This is a genomic window from Magnetococcales bacterium (genome assembly GCA_015232395.1).
Classification (GTDB): Bacteria; Pseudomonadota; Magnetococcia; order Magnetococcales; family JADFZT01; genus JADFZT01.
This window is the reverse complement of sequence record JADFZT010000029.1, coordinates 1-17745: the sequence shown is the minus strand read 5'-3', so window position 1 is coordinate 17745 and position 17745 is coordinate 1. Positions and strand designations below refer to the sequence as shown.

Annotated in this window: 13 protein-coding genes; 7 read left to right on the top strand and 6 right to left on the bottom strand. The window is 53.9% G+C overall.

What is annotated here, in order from left to right; genetic code table 11:
• Positions 1-411: 411 nt before the first annotated feature.
• The 3 genes from HQL52_09960 (at position 412) to HQL52_09950 (ending at position 4958) form a co-directional block, all read left to right on the top strand.
• Positions 412-1581 (top strand): response regulator, encoded by a 1170-nt coding sequence (locus HQL52_09960; protein MBF0369769.1) that lies wholly within the window; start codon positions 412-414, stop codon positions 1579-1581.
• A 145-nt stretch (positions 1582-1726) separates the two neighbouring features.
• Positions 1727-4366, top strand: a complete 2640-nt coding sequence (gene pepN, locus HQL52_09955) for an aminopeptidase N (protein MBF0369768.1) — start codon at positions 1727-1729, stop codon at positions 4364-4366.
• Positions 4367-4568: 202 nt separating this feature from the next.
• Positions 4569-4958 (top strand): PilZ domain-containing protein, encoded by a 390-nt coding sequence (locus HQL52_09950; GenBank protein ID MBF0369767.1) that lies wholly within the window; start codon positions 4569-4571, stop codon positions 4956-4958.
• 364 nt (positions 4959-5322) lie between these two features.
• Here the strand turns inward: HQL52_09950 and HQL52_09945 are convergent, their stop codons facing one another.
• Positions 5323-7344 (bottom strand): SUMF1/EgtB/PvdO family nonheme iron enzyme, encoded by a 2022-nt coding sequence (locus HQL52_09945; GenBank protein MBF0369766.1) that lies wholly within the window; start codon positions 7342-7344, stop codon positions 5323-5325.
• Between the two features lie 448 nt (positions 7345-7792).
• Positions 7793-8407 (bottom strand): hypothetical protein, encoded by a 615-nt coding sequence (locus tag HQL52_09940; protein MBF0369765.1) that lies wholly within the window; start codon positions 8405-8407, stop codon positions 7793-7795.
• A gap of 417 nt (positions 8408-8824) precedes the next feature.
• Here HQL52_09940 and HQL52_09935 point away from each other — a divergent pair, with 417 nt between their 5' ends.
• Complete coding sequence (locus HQL52_09935; GenBank protein ID MBF0369764.1) at positions 8825-9247, top strand: rhodanese-like domain-containing protein; 423 nt, start codon at positions 8825-8827, stop codon at positions 9245-9247.
• A gap of 60 nt (positions 9248-9307) precedes the next feature.
• Here HQL52_09935 and HQL52_09930 read toward each other — a convergent pair whose 3' ends face one another.
• The 3 genes from HQL52_09930 to HQL52_09920 form a co-directional block, all read right to left on the bottom strand.
• The gene (locus HQL52_09930) at positions 9308-10096 is read right to left on the bottom strand and encodes an FHA domain-containing protein (GenBank protein ID MBF0369763.1); all 789 of its coding nucleotides are present in this window, start codon (positions 10094-10096) and stop codon (positions 9308-9310) included.
• 577 nt (positions 10097-10673) lie between these two features.
• Complete coding sequence (locus HQL52_09925; protein ID MBF0369762.1) at positions 10674-10895, bottom strand: hypothetical protein; 222 nt, start codon at positions 10893-10895, stop codon at positions 10674-10676.
• 663 nt (positions 10896-11558) lie between these two features.
• Positions 11559-12410, bottom strand: coding sequence for a hypothetical protein (locus tag HQL52_09920; protein MBF0369761.1), 852 nt, complete (start codon positions 12408-12410; stop codon positions 11559-11561).
• 544 nt (positions 12411-12954) lie between these two features.
• Between HQL52_09920 and HQL52_09915 the strand changes: the two genes are divergently transcribed.
• The 3 genes from HQL52_09915 (at position 12955) to HQL52_09905 (ending at position 16712) form a co-directional block, all read left to right on the top strand.
• A complete protein-coding gene (locus HQL52_09915) occupies positions 12955-14040 on the top strand; it encodes a radical SAM protein (GenBank protein ID MBF0369760.1) in 1086 nt (361 codons plus the stop codon).
• Positions 14041-14053: 13 nt separating this feature from the next.
• Positions 14054-15595 carry a glycosyltransferase family 39 protein gene (locus tag HQL52_09910; GenBank protein MBF0369759.1) on the top strand — a complete coding sequence of 514 codons (1542 nt, stop codon included), beginning with the start codon at positions 14054-14056 and terminating at the stop codon, positions 15593-15595.
• Between the two features lie 76 nt (positions 15596-15671).
• Positions 15672-16712: a hypothetical protein gene (locus HQL52_09905; GenBank protein MBF0369758.1), complete on the top strand. Its 1041-nt coding sequence runs from the start codon at positions 15672-15674 to the stop codon at positions 16710-16712.
• A gap of 42 nt (positions 16713-16754) precedes the next feature.
• Here HQL52_09905 and HQL52_09900 read toward each other — a convergent pair whose 3' ends face one another.
• Entirely contained in the window at positions 16755-17573 is an 819-nt protein-coding gene (locus tag HQL52_09900; GenBank protein MBF0369757.1) for a transposase, read from the bottom strand.
• Between the last annotated feature and the right edge of the window lie 172 nt (positions 17574-17745).

Here is a 17745-nt window from a genome sequence, read left to right as displayed (position 1 = left end):
TCAAGGATATTCCAAAGGACGACCGTAAGATCCTTACGGTCCCCACCAAGGGCTGGCATGGCACCCCCCCCCTTTTACCATCCAGCCCTTGGTACCTTAAATCCAAACCGGTGTGAAGATAACGGTTTTTGACTGGCCAATACCTTCCTACCGGAGCATGTTTGATACGAACAGCAGTTGTTACATTTTATCTGACGGGGCATTCATTTGCCCCGGGCTGGGAGCAGATGGCTTAAGGGGATGGTCCCCCCCTCCCCCCATCCTCTTCCTTCTCTCCCGGCCCGTAACTTCAAACTGCCGACACGACGGGTTATCGCCGGAAACACCACAGGTTGAATCGGACACCCTCTCTCAACTCTCCTCCCGGAAAGCTGGGTGATTTCGGTGGGAATGCCCATCACCTGAAGGAGAGTGGCCCATGAACCCCAAGCAGAGACACCCCTCCACACATTCCAAGCGGCCTCTCTCTCAATAACCATGATCAAGCTTTTGATCATTGATCGACCTGGTTATATGCGGGTCTTTACCCACAATCTCCTCAAGTTCGAAACCGACATCCAGGTGAGTAGTCTGAAAGCCAATGGCAGGATTCCCCTGGAAGAGATTTCCCGGTTGGAACCCGATGTCATCGCCTTGGGGATAGACACCCCCCAGATGGATGGCGTCCGAATCACCCGTGAATTGCTCGAAATGTATCCCCGCCCCATTTTGTTGATCAACAGCCTCCCAGGCAACGATATGACCGATCCCATGAAAGCCCTGGAGGTGGGTGCCGTAGATTATCTGGCTTGGCCTTTTTCACAAAAAACCATGGACGCCGATGGGATGCATGCAGAGTTGGCGGGTAAAGTCCGCTTTTGGGCTGAGCGGGGACTTCCTGGCAGTGGGGAAAAAAAACACGGAAATGGCGGCCTGACCCACCCCCAGGCCTACTTGGCAAAAAACCGCTCTTCCCACCCCTCAGACTCTGTGATCAAAGCCATCGATACCATTGAGGAATCGGTGGATCTGGTGGTCATCGGTGCTGAAAATGGTGGTCTCGGCATTTTGCCCCAGCTGCTCCGAAAGCTTGAAGGATTGCCTTTCCCCATCGTTGTGGCGCAAAAACTGACGGGTGGCGGGATTGGAAATTTAGTCCACTATCTCCGAAAACAGACCCACCAATCCATCAGATTGGGTGAACCGGGGATGATGCTGGAACCGGGCACAGTCACCTTTATTCCAGATAATCTGAGCGGTATCGTACGGCGCAACATCGGTGGTCATCTGGCTCTTCACATTCAATATCAACCCGGATTCGGCCCCCACCCTTCAGTGGATGCCCTTTTTCAATCTGCGGTGATGGAGGCCTGTTGCCCAGTGGGGGTGATGCTCTCCGGTTCCGGCTCCGATGGCACCCATGCTGCCCGCTCCTTTCATGCCAACGGCTTTCCTCTGCTGGTGCAAACCCCCACCACCTCTCTTGTCAACGACATGCCCAAAGCCGCTCTCACCGCCCACCCCCAAGCCTTGAGCCTGCCGGTGGAAGGGATCAGCCACTTTATAAATCTCCTGGGCAAATCCAACCATCCGGCCACCTGACTCGCCTTTCCCACGACCATTCCCCTCTGCAAGCCTTGTATTTCTTGAGCTATACCCTATTTTCACAGAGGCGCCATGTATCCCATGGCCACCATGACCTACCCCCATAGCCATGGAATCACCTTTTTTATGATCGGAGCCGACAATGGGCCATCCCGTCACCTATCTGAAGGATTACACCCCCCCTCCCTTTCTGGTGGATGAGGTGGCGCTCACCTTTCACCTGGACCCGAGCCAAACCCGGGTTTTGGCACGCATGAAGCTCAGGCGAAATCCGGATGGGGTTGATGGCGAATCCTTGGAGCTGGTCGGTGGTGGGCTGAACCTGAAAAGCGTTCACATGGATGGCCGGGCGCTTTCACCATCAGACTATACCGCCACCCCCGATCAACTCACCCTCCAACGGGTTCCGGAGGCTTTCGAGCTGGAATTGGAAACCCGCATTGACCCAGCCGGCAACAGCTCCCTGGAGGGGCTCTATTATGTCAACGGCCTCTTCTGCACCCAGTGTGAAGCGGAAGGGTTTCGCAAAATCACCTACTATCCCGACCGGCCAGACGTACTGGCCCGTTTCACCACCACCGTCATCGCTCCCAAAAAAAGCGCCCCCATTCTGCTCTCCAACGGCAACCCCATCGAAGAGGGTGAGCTGAATGGGGAGCGCCATTTTGTCACCTGGGAAGATCCTTTCCCCAAACCCGCCTATCTCTTTGCCCTGGTAGCCGGGGATCTCTTCTGTGCCCGGGATCAATTTACCACCCGCTCTGGACGGCAAGTGGATCTGCGCCTCTATGTGGATCCTGAAAACCATCAAAAATGTGACCACGCCCTGGAAAGCCTGAAAAAATCGATGACCTGGGAGGAGGAGCGGTTTGGTCGGGAGTATGATCTTGATATCTACATGATCGTGGCGGTCAATGATTTCAACATGGGGGCGATGGAAAACAAGGGACTCAATGTTTTTAACGCCAAATATGTCCTGGCCCACCCCCAAACCGCCACCGACAAGGATTATGAATATATCGAAAGCGTCATCGCCCACGAATATCTCCACAACTGGACCGGCAACCGCATCACTTGCCGGGATTGGTTCCAGTTGAGCCTCAAGGAGGGACTCACCGTCTTTCGGGATCAGATTTTTTCCCAGGAGCTCTCGTCCGGTCCCGCTGGCCGCATTGAGGATGTCCGCCTTCTGCGCAGCCATCAGTTTCCCGAAGATGCCGGTCCCACCGCTCATCCGGTACGCCCGGACGCCTACATGGAGATCAATAATTTTTACACCGTGACCGTCTACAACAAGGGGGCCGAGGTGGTGGGGATGGTGCGGACTCTCCTGGGTTGGGAGGGATTTCGGAAGGGGATGGATCTCTATTTTGAGCGCCACGACGGCCAGGCAGTGACGGTGGAGGCCTTTTTGCAAGCGATGGCTGATGCCACCGGGCGGGATCTCGATCAATTCAGCCGCTGGTATTCTCAGGCAGGTACGCCGGAGCTGGAGATCTCTTCCAAGCACGATGCCAAGAGCCAAACCCTCACTCTGACAGTGGATCAAAGCTGCCCCCCCACCCCGGGCCAGCCAGAGAAGGCCTCCTTTCACATCCCCCTGGCCATGGGGCTCCTCGACCGCCAGGGAACCCCCATGCCCCTACAGCTGCAAGGAGAGGCGCAACCGACCGGTACCAGCCGGGTTTTGGAGCTTCGCAAAGAGCGGGAAACCTTCACCTTCCAAGGGATTCCCACCCCGGTGGTTCCCTCTCTGTTACGGGGCTTTTCCGCACCGGTACGCCTCAAAAGCGATCTGAGCGAAGAGGAGCTGACCTTTCTGTGGTCCCGGGATCCGGACCCCTTCAACCGCTGGGAGGTGGGACAGGAACTCATGACCCGGATGGTGCTGGGGTTGGCCTCTGACCATGAAAGGGAGGCATTCCCCCCCATCCCTTCGGCGTTCATCGAAGCCTTTGGCCGAACCCTGACCGATGACCAACTCGACAAAAGCCTGATCGCCCTGGCACTGACCCTGCCAGCAGAAAAATATCTACTCTCCCTGATGCCGGAGGGTAGCGGCCATCCAGAAGCGATTCATCGGGCCCGCAACCATGTGCGCCGCCAGCTGGCCCAACAGCTGACCGATCCTCTGCTGGCAAGCTATCACGCCAACACCACCCCCCAACCCTACCGCTATGATGCCAGTTTGACCGGTCAACGCAGCCTGAAAAATCTCTGTCTGGATCTTTTACTGGTTTTGGAGCATGAATCCTTTCGTCAACTGGCCATGACCCAATTTCAACAGGCCGATAACATGACCGATGCTCTGGGGGCTCTCACCCCTCTGGTGCATCACGGCACCCAGGAAGGGGAAGCGGGGCTTGCCGTATTCCACGACCGCTGGCAAGCAGATCCCCTGGTGCTCGACAAATGGTTTACCATTCAGGCGACCTCTCCTCAGGCCGGGACGTTGCAACGGGTTCAGGCGTTGTTTTCCCATCCGGCCTTCACCCTGAAAAACCCCAACCGGGTTCGGGCCTTGATCGGGGCCTTTTGTGGGGGCAATCCGGTACGTTTCCATACCCCTTCGGGTAGCGGCTATCGTTTTCTCACCGAGCAGATACTCACCATCGATCCCCTGAACCCCCAGGTAGCGGCCTCTCTGTGCAAAAGCATCAGCAACTGGCGACAATTTGAACCCCAACGTCAACGAGGAATGAGGGCCGCGTTGCAACAGCTTTCTGAAAGGCCGAATCTCTCTCGTGGGGTCGTGGAAATCATCCAAAAAAGCTTGGCGTAAGCGGCCCCCCTGATCCGGTAAAATCTTCCGGCAAAGCGGAATCTTCTCAAAAAAATCCGCTTTCGAAGAAAACCCGTTCAAACAGGCCCTTCTCAGAGTTGCCGGTGACTCAAAAAAGATTTAGAGTTCCAGATATCTCGTCAATTTTCTTTTTCCGGGAGGATGGTGCAGCCACCTTCCCACCACCCAGAGGTAGCGGACCATGACCGAGGAGAGCGGTTCCGACTCCAACACGATGGCCAAGCCGGAACTCAATGTCACCCGAAGCGAAGACCGGATGCCCTATATCACCGCATTGGAGTTCCACGCGGATAACGGCACCATCTACCAGGGTCACACCACGGATGTCAGTTTGGGGGGAGCTTTTCTCCACACCGACGGTCGCCCTCAAAACCTGCAGTCCGGGGATGGGGGGGTTGCCCAAATCAAACTGAAGAAAAAAGAGCAAGAGGAGGAGTTTGACGTCTCCTTCCCCTGTTTTGTCGCACGGGTAACCGATGCGGGCTTGGGGCTCAATTTTGATTTGGAGGAGATGGATGAGGGTGAGGAAGAGGAAGAGGAAGAGGAAGAAGAGTTGGATGAGGAGGCGTAGTGCTGCTGGCAGTTCTTGACCCTGTAGGGGCCGGAATATCTGCCAATTTTATAGTTGCTTGCACGCTCATAAACCGCTGGGAGGCAGAGATCTCCACCAAAAAGTCGACTTTATTAAAAATTCGGTTCAGTCTGATTGCAACGGATTGGATCACCTCCACGCTACAAAAAGCCCTACGCTGCTGGATCTATAGTCGTTCCAGATTAAAACAGCCCAACAAGTCTTGATTGATGCGATTCGCACATCCCACCATATTCTACGCGTGTTCACTGGGGAAATGGTATATCGCAGAGAGAGTGTGTGCCCTTCTAAATTGGAATGACACTATCCACACTCACCTCCTTCAGCTGGTTGAATCTACTCGCTATTCGTCGCCCTCTTCTTCGGTTTTTTCCACAGCACGCACCAATCGAAACCCCAGAGCATTACTGTTTGAAGAAGCTGAGACCCGGTTACGATGGGCCAAACGGCAGGCAGCCGGATAGCTGCGCCAACTTCCCCCACGGCGTACCTTCACATCTCCGTAAGCCGCTCCCCGGGGGTTTTCCTTGGGGCTGCGGGTATAATAATCCTCACAATACCAATCCTCAGTCCACTCCCAAACGTTCCCGATCATATCATAGAGCCCCCAATCGTTGGGCTCTTTCATGCCGACGGGATGGCTTTGGCCATCAGAATTTTCCTTTACCCAGGCATAATCAGGCAGCTCTTCCAGGCTGGAGCCAAAAAAGAATGCCGCCCTGGAGCCTGCCCGTGCCGCAAATTCCCACTCCGCCTCAGTGGGGAGCCGGAAATAATATTTTGGCCCCAGGAGGCGCATATATTGCCGTAAAAATTTTTGGGTATCATCCCACAGCACCCGCTCCACCGGGTGGTGATCCTTGGCGGGATCATAGAGTCCCGGGGGATAGTCTCCCATCACCCGGCGCCACTGTTTCCAGGTAACGGGATAGCGGCCCATCCAAAAGCCGTCTATGGTTACTTCGTGAAGGGGGCCTTCGTCTGCTTTGCGCCCGGGCTCCCCTTTGGGGCTGCCCATCATGAAGGTTCCCCCGGGAACCCAGACAAACTCCATCTTGGTCAGACCCTCCTGCCAAGCGTCCAGAAGCTTGGGGTTGAGGATATCCTTGGAGGAAGCCTGCTTGTGAAGGGAGCGCTTTCGGCTGGTCTCTGACGGGATAGCAGCCGGTTCGACCGCTTTGGCCTCGGGTATTTTTTCGGGTTCCGGGACTTTTTTCGGCGGTGGCTTGGGTTTGCTCTTCTGGGCTTTTTTGGGGGGTGCCCCTTGGGGCCCAAAGTCTCCGATGGAGGCGATAAAGCTGCGCCAGCTGCTCTTTTTGTCCCGAGGGCTCTTCTTTTTGGCTGCTGGTTTGGCCTTCCTGGCGACCGGTTTGGCCGGTTTTTCTGCCGGTTTTTCAGCTGGCTTTTCTGGCTGCTTTTCTGCCGGTGGGGGAGCTTTTTTCTCTTTGGGCTTGGACGGTGATATGCTCACCATTCCCCCAAGCATGGGTCGCCAGGCCGCAACCGATTGGGGCCGTTCGGTCTCCAACACCATGAGGGCTCTGTCGATGGCTCGCAAAAAACCGATGGAATAGCGCCCCTCTCTGAGAGACTCGGCGCTTTTCATGGGGTCTGGTTCGTTGCGCAGTCGGCTGGCAATGCGAATGGCGGCATCCATCGGCTTTTGACCGGTCACCGCCCGATAGAGTACGCCACCCAGGGCATAGATGTCCGACCAGGGCCCCTGACGATTGCCAGAGGAGTCATATTGCTCGAAGGGAGAGTAGCCGAGACTCAAAAGACTGGTCATCTGGTCAGCAGCACCAGCCACCGCTTGCCGGGCAGAGCCAAAATCAAGAATGACCGCGCTGCCGTTACGACGGATCAAAATATTCGGTGGCTTCAAATCCCGGTGGATATAATCGGAATTGTGGAGAATTTCCAAGCCGTCAAGAAGCTGGGGGAGGATTTTTTTGATTTCCTCTTCGGGCATGGTCTTGCGTCGTTTCAAGACCGTATCCAGCGCTTCTCCCTCTTCATATTCCATCACCATGTAGGCGGTATTGGAATCCCGGAAAAAGCTTTGTACCCGGACGATGCTGGAGTGTTTGAAGCGGGCCAGAATCTGGGCTTCCTTGAGGAAGCGGTCCAGACCCCATTCGAACATTTTGGCGTTGGAGGGAGAGTTTGGGCGCACGGTAGCGCCGCCCTGCCGGTTGGCGATTCCGGAAGGAAGATACTCCTTGATGGCCACCTTTTGGTTCAGGTTGGTGTCCCGGCCCAGGTAGGTGATACCAAACCCCCCTTTTCCCAGTACGTCAAGGATCTCGTACCAGAGGAGTGTGGATCCGGCCGGGAGGGCCTCATGATATTTATTCGAACCCATGAAATCCCATCAACTACGTACCGCCCATTGCCTGAGAAGGCAGCCACGCCAAAGTATTCGTTGGGGAAAAAAAAGATGGCAGGAGATCCCAACACCCCATGCCATACCCTTTGTCTGATATCAAAAAAAGAAACACATTTTATGCCAACCTGGAAAATACCGCTGGAGGGCGGATAATCGTTGTCAGCACAGAAAAAACAACGCTACTTGACAGCCTACTGATATCCACAAGCATACCCTGGCGGCAATTTTGGGTGGTATACCGGCAGATACTACCCCGTAACACAACTCGTAACGCGGCCAATGAAACGCCTGTCCTGACATTGTTTCACCTCACAACCCCGAGTGCTCCAATGGATCACAACCCCTGGCACCCCAGTTTGGATCACATACCTAGGCCTTCAGGAGTCAGGCTGACTACCTTACAGGAGTGGGTATCCGAATCGGGTCAGGAGTGGGTATCCGAATCGGGTGAATCCGTCAGCATGGCCCTCAGCCGTGCTGCCTGATCTTCCAGCTCCTCTTGAGGCAGGCCGACTTCCTCTTCATCCAGAACAGCCATTTTGGCGGATTCGATATCCTCTTTCAACGGCTCGAATCCCCCTTCCCACTCTTCCTCCTCTTCCATCCCCAGATCCGGCTCCAGGCGTTCAGCTTCTGCCATCTCCAGTTCCGGCTCCATGCGTTCCCCGGATTCCTCTATGGAGGTGTTCCCCCGGGACTTCCAGAGATCCTCAATCTCTTCATATCCGCCCCGTAGCCAGCCCCCCAGAATCGAAAAAATTTTTTGCACGCCCATGGCAAGCCCGGCCACCACGAAAAAGCCCCCTTCCAGCACTCTGTTCCAGGGGAACCGGGAGGTCGGGGCTGTTGTGGGGCGTGGGGCTGCAGCCCGCCTGGCGGCGGGGGGAGCTTCCTTGGTGTTGGTGGTGGTCCGGGGGGCTTTGGCCGTTGCCAGAGGTGTTTTGCGGACCCGCTTGGCAATCTTCTGATTTTCCAGGAGGCCAGACTTGACGCTACGGCGTCGCCCCTCACCAACCTTGGGACCCGAGACTGCACGCACACCTTTTTTTGACTTCTTCAATATCATCGCAGGAAAACAGGAAGAGGGTTTGTTCCTGAATGAATTTTCAGTGGATACCAGGCAGCCGATTGCGTCTGCCCTCTCCACCACCCACCATTATTACAACGAGCCACTTCTCCAAGTCCAGCCAACCACTTGTCAAAGGCTGTAATTAAACTTGGCCTCCACTCTTGGCAGGGGTACCATTCAGCCACTCGGTTTAACCTGGATCCGGGGGTTGGGCCTGTGCAGCGGCTGTCGCATATGGGTTCGTATCGTGAATTGGGGAAAATCGTGGCGACCTGATTGGTCGTGAGGTTTTTCCCAAATTTACCTGACGGATCAAGAGAATGCAGATCATGTGCATGCCCAACTGCCGGATCCAGGTTTAATTCAACCCCAAACAAAGGCACCTCCATGGTCTCCTCGGCCCCCCATAGCCAGATTCATCCCAATCTACATCAAATCAACCCTGAAGAGACATGGAAACTGGTCCAGAGGGAAGATGTGGTGTTTGTGGACATCCGTTCTGAGATCGAACACTTTTTTGTCGGCAACCCCCCAGGGGTTATCAATATTCCCTGGCAGGATGCCCCGGATTTTGAACTCAACCCCGATTTTCTCAAGGAGGTCTCCCTGGCCGCCCGCAAGGATCAGCCGGTTGTGCTCATCTGCCGCTCGGGCCACCGCTCCATTGATGCAGGCAACTTTTTGCTCGAAGCCGGTTTCCAGAAGGTGTACAACGTCCTGGAAGGGTTTGAAGGAGACCGGGACCAACATCACCACCGATCCAGCATCAATGGTTGGCGATTTCGGGGCTTACCCTGGGTACAGTGTTAACCTGACACAGGCTTGTGGGCCTGAATTTTCCGCCTGTCAGGCTCCCTGAATGATCCCCTGTCAGGCTTTGATCTTAAAACGGAACGTAAAATCCTTATACTTGATGACGTTGCCATCCATCAGCTTTTGCTTGCCAGCGATGGTCACGTCGTTGAGTTTGATCCCTCTGCCTACGGGGGCCAAAAAATATCCCTCTTTGCGCCGATGAATCACTCCGACAAGTCGAGGCGTAAAAAGCCCGGTCAATCGAATTTCGGCATTGTCGTCCTTGCCGATGGAGGTGACCGAGTTGGTGAGGTGATATTTGGTACGACTGAGATCCCCTTTAACCACAGCGAGATAGGCCTCTATTTCAGGGGTATCGATTTGGGTCATGAGGGTGGGGCTGGTGGCTGATATATCTTCCTCGGGTGATTCCGGCATGGCTGGTGCCGGAGATTTCTCGACGACCTCGGGCTCAAAATCTTCAGGCATATCCCGCCGGAAGGTCACATCATCGTCGGCGGTGTTGATGTGAATGTTGGAGGCCGGAGTGGTATCACTATTCGCCAACTCCTCCTGGCTTTTATCGACAAACAGCAAATTATGTTTGCCGACCAGGATGGAGTCACCATCATTAAGCGGATGGTTATGGATGCGTTTGCCGTTGACGTAGGTGCCGTTACGGCTTTCCAGATCCTCCAACACAAACTGCTCTCCCTTGCGCATGATGATGGCATGGGAGCGGGAAACTGCCAAATTTTCCAGGGTGATTTCGTTCTCCTGGGTACGTCCAATGGCAGTGGCGGTTTTCGAGAGGGTCACTTCCCCCCGAATCACCCCTTTGAATTTGATGATTACCTTGGCCATCCACCCCCCCCCTACTCGTTCGATCGGTCAACAAGGGTTGAACCTTGGACTCAAGCCCCCCTTCTCGGAGAGTTTGTGTTGCAAGCTTGAGGAACGCACCCTGAAGGGGTAGATGTTTCATCACCCTGGAGGGAGCGGTCAACAGGAAAGATTTATAACAGTCGGGAAAAACCGTCAATTCCAAAATACCGGCTCCTCCCCGTCAAGCTCTCCTCAACCCCAGCAAAAACCATCGAAAGCCAAAAATAATTTCTTCCGGAAACGCTATAATAGACTGATTTTTTGATACTTCATACAGCCAAAACCAAAAATGACCCACTTTGGGCCAGTCAGAGCAAAATTCCCTCTTTTCATCTCGCCAAAAAAAGGTCTACCAATCGGCGTATATTCAACAAAATGACCCTCCCACCGATCTCCCAAAAAAAAAGCCCATCCAGGCCAATGCAGCACCCGGTGGGCAGAGGGAGGTGTTCATGGCCTCCCCATCACGGGGAGGCGCTTGGGGCATTCGGCTAGGGAGAGACGTGGGAGGAGTCGCCGAATGCCTGTTCGTTCGAGATAAATGACAAATCCGCTATCAGGCGGCCTGGGCCGTGGCAACCTCAACCCCTTGCCCAAATCCACCCAGCGACATCACAGCAGGATGAATGGGTTCGTCCGCCTCTTTTTCGCCAAGAAGGAGTTCATAGAGCTCCCAGGCCAAATCAAAATCCTTGATGCCCTCAAAAACGTAGTCGTTTTCTTCCTGGTCATACAGGCTATAACCGTTTTCCAGCAAATCGATATGTAGAGCTTCCATCTCGTTTCTCCTTAGTTCGTTTTTTTCCCTGATCCGGTTGTCCGCTCGCTTAGAGAGAGTCTCGGGTTCCGGTTGGGACACTGTTTTGAAGCAACGATAATGTCTTGCCTAAAGTTAATGCACGTTTCATACCAAAAACCAAAACGACAACTCCAAACTCCTTTTCAGCAGACCGGAATAAACGAATTTATTATAAATTTTTCACTATAAAACAAACAGATATCATGACTTTCCAATCGTTAGAAAAAACTTTACCGAAGTCAAGCAGAGGTCCATCCAGAGCTACCCCCCTATCAGTCAGGTGCCGCCATTTTTGACAGAACCGGGAAAAAATGGCCTTTTTTTTGACTCTGTGGAAGGTCCCTGCCGGATTTTTGGACAAGAGAGGATAACGACAGACCTTTTGGCGGCTCCATCCCCTAGATGCCCCGTTCTCTGGCTGAGGCGGACTGGATAAATGTGATGATTTATCGAAAAAAAAGAAGGGATACGGCGGAAAACAGGGAAGGTGCCCGGAACAGGCGTTTGATGAGTATAGGTGGAACACGCTCTTTCGTGGACCAGATTCGCAGGCCAGCTCACAGTTTTTTTTGGTAAAACACCTAAGCGCTCTTGATCCCTAAAGCGCCCGTTGCAAGCCCCTCAGGAATCTCCCCTCCTCATTCATCTGGCCTGAGCTTCAAGAAAATACTTAAGAATCATTCCGTTATGATTGTCTTTCCGGGATACCCAGCGATAATCGCTCAATCGGGAAGAGTCCAACCGAATCCCTTCGGGGTTGTCGTTGCAGCGGGTCCAGAGGGCTTTTCCATCGAGGGCACCATTGATCAACTCTACGGCATGCTCTTTGGATTCCCCCTGCACATGATCCAGCTCAGCCTGATAGCGGAAATAGCCACAGGAGAGGTCACCAATATAACGCACAGCCTCCCGTTCACCCCAAAATTCATTGTTTTTGCAGGGATAATCTTGCAATGGCGGGTGACTGTCGTTTTTGGTGGTGATAGTGCGGTTGGAGGGGCCTTCCCAGTCGAAGAGACATTTTACCAGAGGGTTGGGAAACCGGGAGAGGCAGCCAGTGGCGATGGTGATGCCGATGGAGATGGAAAAGAGAGAGATGCCGGCCCGGGAAAGCTCTGGATGAGTGCTGAGATGGTCAATCATCCGACTCAACTCTCGCTGGTGGGCAACCCCCCAATGGCCCTCCTCGCCACCGGTCAGACCCCGGCCGGACGGGTCATAGTGAAGGGTGAGAAACCCAAGAGCCGCCAACTCACTGGCCCGGATAAAGGCTCCCCGGTCATAATCCGTACCAGCGCTGCCACCACCGGGAATCATGATCACCCCGGGATAGTTTCCGGCCTCCTTGGGACGATGGAGATGGGCATAGACCCGAGGGCCGTCGAGTTGGTCGATCCACACTTCCTCAAAGGTGGTCTCCTTGAGGGGCATGTTGAGAAAGGCACTCAAAGAGCGCAAGCGGCGTTTTTCTTCCCAGCCACGCAAAAAATTCATATCAATCCATCTTTCTTCAGTTTTTTCAACACACTGTCAACCAACAGGGCCAGACCCATGCCTGCTGAAAACAGCCCAACGATACCCTCCAGGCCCGTCTCTGCCCAGAGAACGGTCCAACCAGCTGAGGCACGGATTGTGTCTGGGCAACGCAACTGCCAGGGATCAAGACCCTGCCATTCAATCCAACATATTTTCTGGAAAAGTGCAAAAAAAACGCCAGCGGCTGCCCATCGGGGGGGATGAGAGTTGGCTAGCCGCTGGCGCCGGGGGTCTTGGGATTGAACCCCCTTGGGATCAAGAGAGAAATGTTACTGAAAAATATAAGGAACTGACGTTTCAGAGATGTTTCCATAAAGGATTATTTTGTAATAAATTGCAACACAATCACCCCGAAACCCTCTCGCCTCCGGGATTGCCTCCCTCCGGGAAATGGTGCATGTTGATTTAAAGTGGCGTGACCCTGAGGTGGCAAAATGCAAAACCCCAGGATCCTCCAACAATCGCCCCCCTTTCGCAAACCCGGGTGTTTTTTTATAAAGCCATGAATATTTTAAAAGAAATCATCCGAACCCTCTCCGTTCCCCTTCTGGGGCCTTCCGGATGGTCTCCCTTCAAACCCGTATCGATTTCCATTGATCTGACCGAAAATTGCAATTCGCAATGCAACATGTGTGACTGCTGGCGAACCAGTGGCGAACGTTTTTCCTTTGAGCGCCTGCGCCCTCTGCTGGACGATCTGGTCAACTGGAACGTTACTCTGATCAACTATGTGGCAGCAGGAGAAATCTTCACCCATCCGGAAATTCGGGAAATCCTGAGTTATACCAAGAAAAAAGGCTTTGAGATCATCCTCAACACCAACGCCTTGGCCCTGTCGAATCCCAGCTGGGCCACCTTCGTGGCCCAAGAGATCCAACCTCTCTCCATCTCCATCGGCATCGACTCCATCCGGGACGAAACCTATCAGGAGATCCGAGGCGTGCCCAAAGGGGCCAGCAAAATCAAAAAGGCGATCTCCCACCTTCAAGAGGCGGGATACCATAATATCGGTCTCGGCGCGGTGATCCTGCCAGCCAATCTCGATCAGCTGACCGAAATGGTCCACTTCACCCGGGAACAGGGCGTCGAAGTCCGTTTTACCGCCTATGAGGCCTTTTTTCAGGAAGAGGAGGCCATTCAAAACGAATTGCAACGCCTGGCCCGGGAAGGAATCCTTCAAGAACGCATCGGGGAGATAATTCAGCTCAAGAAGAGCCATGCCCACATTAAAAGCTCGGTGGAATATCTCAAGCGGATTCCGGACTATTATCTCACCGATAAATATTTTCCTCTCCCCTGTCGGGTGGGATTTTTACGGGCCAACATCGCCATCAACGGCGATACTTTTTTTTGTCACCACACCAAGCCCTACGGTAATGTGTTTCAACAATCCATCGATGAGATCTGGTTTTCCAAAGCAGCCCGCAACACCCGACAACAGATGGTGGCTGGAGAGTGCCCCGGCTGCTGGCTTAATTGTTTTGGAGAAGAAAACATCCGCTTCTCCCCCCGGCTCGGTTTTCGCTCCAACCTGGATGGCCTGAAACGCTATCTCAAACTCAAGGCCCAAGGCGACAGCCCCAAATGAGTGGAGGCCCACCATGAGTCACCCCACACCCTCCAGGTCAAACTGCCCAACCCGCTTGTTGCTCATTCTGGCCCTCGTTGCCATCACCGCCATCGGCCTGCATCTGCGTCTGGGCGCGGTGTTCAAAACCGATGTTTCTGCACCTCTGCGTAAGGATGCCCTGCAATATTATCTCTCCGCCTATAATCTCAAATACCATGATATCTATTCGAGTCGGGTGGGGCAGCGACCCAAAAGTGCAGAGAGCGGCGAGGCCTTTTTAAATCAATTTTTTGCCGATCCCCTGGGTCGATATCTGGCTGGTCACAATCTGCGCCGTCTGGGCATTCCACCCCCTGGTGAAGGAGAGGTGATCGATCCGGCCTCCCCACCTCCACCCGACGCCCACCGCTCACCGGGATACCCTCTTTTTCTCTATCCCTTTCTGGACCTGCCCACCATCAACTCTCAACTTTTACACATCACCTTCGCCCAGGCGCTCCTCTCTGCCCTGGCCGTGGTGCTGGTCTATTTTACCTGCTTGCGTTTCACTCCCCCGCTGCCCGCTCTGGCCGCCGCTCTCCTCACCGCCCTCTCCCCCCATCTGGTGACCGGCAATCACTATCTTTTGACAGAATCGCTGTTTACTTTTTTATTGGTGCTCTTTTTTTGGGTCGCCAGTCGCCTGAAATCCAGCCGTGGTTGGGGGTGGTTTTTTTTAAGTGGCCTTCTTTTGGGCTTCACCACCCTGGTGCGCCCGGAGATGCTTCTTTATGGCGTTCCTGTGGTTGGTATGGTGTGGTTGCTCTTTGATGCAGGCACCAGAAAGCGCCGAGGCTTGATCCTGCTGTTGGGTATTGTTTTGCTTTTTGCACCTTGGATCGCCCGCAATAAATATCATGATTTGGGCCACTCCCGGGCAGCTGCCCTCACCCGACACATGGCCCACGGCATCTATCCTGGCATGATGTATCAGGAAAACCCTCAAACCTTTGGCTATCCCTATCACTTTGATCCAGACTATCCCCGCCTGGAAGGGGATATGGGGGCGGTGCTTGGGGAGATCCAACGGCGCTTTTCAAACGAACCGGCACGGCATGGTTACTGGTTTTTTATCGGCAAGCCTATTCAGCTCTGGTCGTGGAACATGGTGCAAGGGGCTGGGGATGCCCTCATCTATCCCGTCACCCGCACCCCCTATGCTACCGAGCCTTTTTTCAAGGCCAGCCATCAGCTGATGCACCTCCTCCATTGGCCCCTGGTGATTTTGGGAGGGGTGGGGCTCCTGATTGTCTGGCTGCCGTCGGGTTTCATGGTTTGGAGAGAAGCTCAGGATCCGGCAGGAATGCAGGATCAGCATCAAGCAGGAACTGAAGTTCAAAAGCAAAACGTGGCAGAAAGGTTGATCGCCCCCCGCTTGATGAGCCTGCTACTGATGTATGTTACTGCCCTGCACATGGTGACCCTCCCCCTGCCCCGCTACGCCATCCCCTTGAAGCCCCTTCTCCATATTCTGGCGATGGTCGCCCTTTATGAGGGATATCGTCTGGTGAGGAGAGTTTGGCGGAAGAAATGAAATGGAGAGAGGGGATGAAAAGATGATTCCGGGTAAATTCATCCAACCCGGCAAAACCCGATAGAGGGCACTCTTTATGAAAGCCATCGTGATGAAAACCATCGTTCAGGTTGGCGTGATCGGATTGCTGACGATCATACTGGTTGCGTGCAAAAGCGTCGAAGCACCACCCCCCCTCCCCCTTGAAAAAATTCCACCGCTGCCAGCATCGGTTTCAGAGCGATATCAACAAGGGGAAAAGCAGCTTGCCAAAGGGGATTTGCCCGGAACAATTGCTGCCTGGCAAGAGATACTGCCACAACTCACCAACCACCCCATCGCCCCTCATCTGCGGGGTTGGCTGACCCTCCTCAGAAGGGAAGAGGCCAAACGCTACGCCCGGGAAGCCGCCGCCTCGGAAAAAAACCTCAGCAACACCCCACCCAATGCCCGGGTCATTGCCGTATTACCCTTCAGCAACATTTTTACTTCTGCTGCGTTCGGGGGGGCAAGCAAGCCGAAGCCATTCAACCAGGCGCTGGCTGCGTTCGTGATGGCGGATCTTTCCCGGGTGCCGGAGTTGCAGATCGTTGAGCGGGATAAGATGCAATTTTTGCTGGATGAGCTAGCCCTCTCCAGCTCAGGCCTGACGGATCCGGCCACCCGTTTGAGAGTGGGGCGGATCATGGGAGCGGGCCATGTGGTGACGGGTCAGGTGAGTACGTTTGTTTCCGGCAGCGACTATACCGATAGCGAATATGCCATCAACACGGTGGTGGCGGATGTCATCGCAGAAGAGGTGCGTGGGGTGCAGGAAGCGGTGGGAGGGTTGCTTAAATTTTATGAGCTGGAAAAGGAGATTGTCTACGAAATATTGGCCGATCTGGAGATCAAAACCTTCCCCAAATCGGTCAAAAAAATCCACACCAAAAATTGGGACGCCTATGCGGCGTTTGCTTTGGGGTTGGAATATCTGAGCAAAGATCGTTTCGAGGAGGCCAGGGAAGCTTTTTTCAAGGCGATCCACTTTGATCCGGAGTTTGAGCTGGCTCGGGAGGCCTACGATAGCGTGCCTGTGGGGGGGAATCGTGTCAGTGAAATTCCAGTTTCTCTTTCCCCGAAAATTCAAGGAGAGTAACCCCTCCAGGCAAGCTTTCAAAAAAAGGTAACTGCTCTCCCCCTATTTGATTTTGCCAGCCAAAGCGATTTGAATGGCGATCAATGGGTTGACTCCCTGTTGACTCATGGTTTGCAGGTAACTTGAGATCCGACAATAGGCATGAGCATATTGCTCTGTTCGGAAGCAGCCTGAGATTTTCTGTTTCACTTTGGCCATTCTGAGGTCACGTTCGGCGCGATTATTTGTGAATGCCACATGGGGGTCGCGCGCAAAGAGCAAGACGGCCGCTTCATTCTTTTTCATGCGCTCCCAGAGGTTATGGGCATCCGATTTGGCCATTTTCCCCCGTTTTCCTTTGGGTTTTTGGGGGATTGGGGGCAGCTCTTTTTCTCCGCGTGTCATGATGTTGCGGTAGCGCTTTTGCAGATTGGCCAGTTCGTCGTCGTTCAGACGTTTTGCGTCACGTTTCGCCACTTTCCGGCTGATCTCTTTGAGCAAGCGTTTCATGTTTTTGGCCCAGCGGTAGTTGTTGGACTCGATGATGAAGGTCAGCTCCCTCAGCAGGTGCGAACCGCATAAACCATGGTCACAATGGTCATACGAAAGATAGGAGGCCCAGCAATCATGGACAATGGCACCCTGATAGCGAGGAATGATATTGATCGCTTCGATGGCTTCCAATCCTCGTTTTCGATGTAATCGCTTCAACGTAAATCCGCCAGCGGAATAGACATGTATCCAGTGGTTTTTCTTGTTGACCCGGAATGAGTCTCCCGCAAAAAGTCGCTCTTTTGGAAACGTGATGCCGTGCCTGGATCCTGGATTTATGGTATGATTTTTCAGAAATTTTCTAATCATATCAAATGGATAGAATGCCATGTTTCGACCGATGGATCCGCAGATCAGTATGGATGAGGCGCACTTTTGGATGCCGGAGAAACACCTGGGAGAGTTGGAGCGGAGTTGGGCGCACATTTTTCGCACCCAGGTATTGAGGATGATACCGGAGAGTCAGTTTGCGGATTTGTACCATGCCAGCATGGGTAGGCCC

Bases quoted from the DNA above. Each gene is read 5' to 3' on its own strand.
- HQL52_09910 (MBF0369759.1), top strand. From the start codon at position 14,054: ATGAGTCACCCCACACCCTCCAGGTCAAACTGCCCAACCCGCTTGTTG.
- HQL52_09900 (MBF0369757.1), bottom strand. From the start codon at position 17,573: ATGGCATTCTATCCATTTGATATGATTAGAAAATTTCTGAAAAATCAT.
- HQL52_09945 (MBF0369766.1), bottom strand. From the start codon at position 7,344: ATGGGTTCGAATAAATATCATGAGGCCCTCCCGGCCGGATCCACACTC.
- HQL52_09935 (MBF0369764.1), top strand. From the start codon at position 8,825: ATGGTCTCCTCGGCCCCCCATAGCCAGATTCATCCCAATCTACATCAA.
- HQL52_09930 (MBF0369763.1), bottom strand. From the start codon at position 10,096: ATGGCCAAGGTAATCATCAAATTCAAAGGGGTGATTCGGGGGGAAGTG.
- HQL52_09920 (MBF0369761.1), bottom strand. From the start codon at position 12,410: ATGAATTTTTTGCGTGGCTGGGAAGAAAAACGCCGCTTGCGCTCTTTG.
- pepN (MBF0369768.1), top strand. From the start codon at position 1,727: ATGGGCCATCCCGTCACCTATCTGAAGGATTACACCCCCCCTCCCTTT.
- HQL52_09905 (MBF0369758.1), top strand. From the start codon at position 15,672: ATGAAAGCCATCGTGATGAAAACCATCGTTCAGGTTGGCGTGATCGGA.
- HQL52_09925 (MBF0369762.1), bottom strand. From the start codon at position 10,895: ATGGAAGCTCTACATATCGATTTGCTGGAAAACGGTTATAGCCTGTAT.
- HQL52_09950 (MBF0369767.1), top strand. From the start codon at position 4,569: ATGACCGAGGAGAGCGGTTCCGACTCCAACACGATGGCCAAGCCGGAA.
- HQL52_09915 (MBF0369760.1), top strand. From the start codon at position 12,955: ATGAATATTTTAAAAGAAATCATCCGAACCCTCTCCGTTCCCCTTCTG.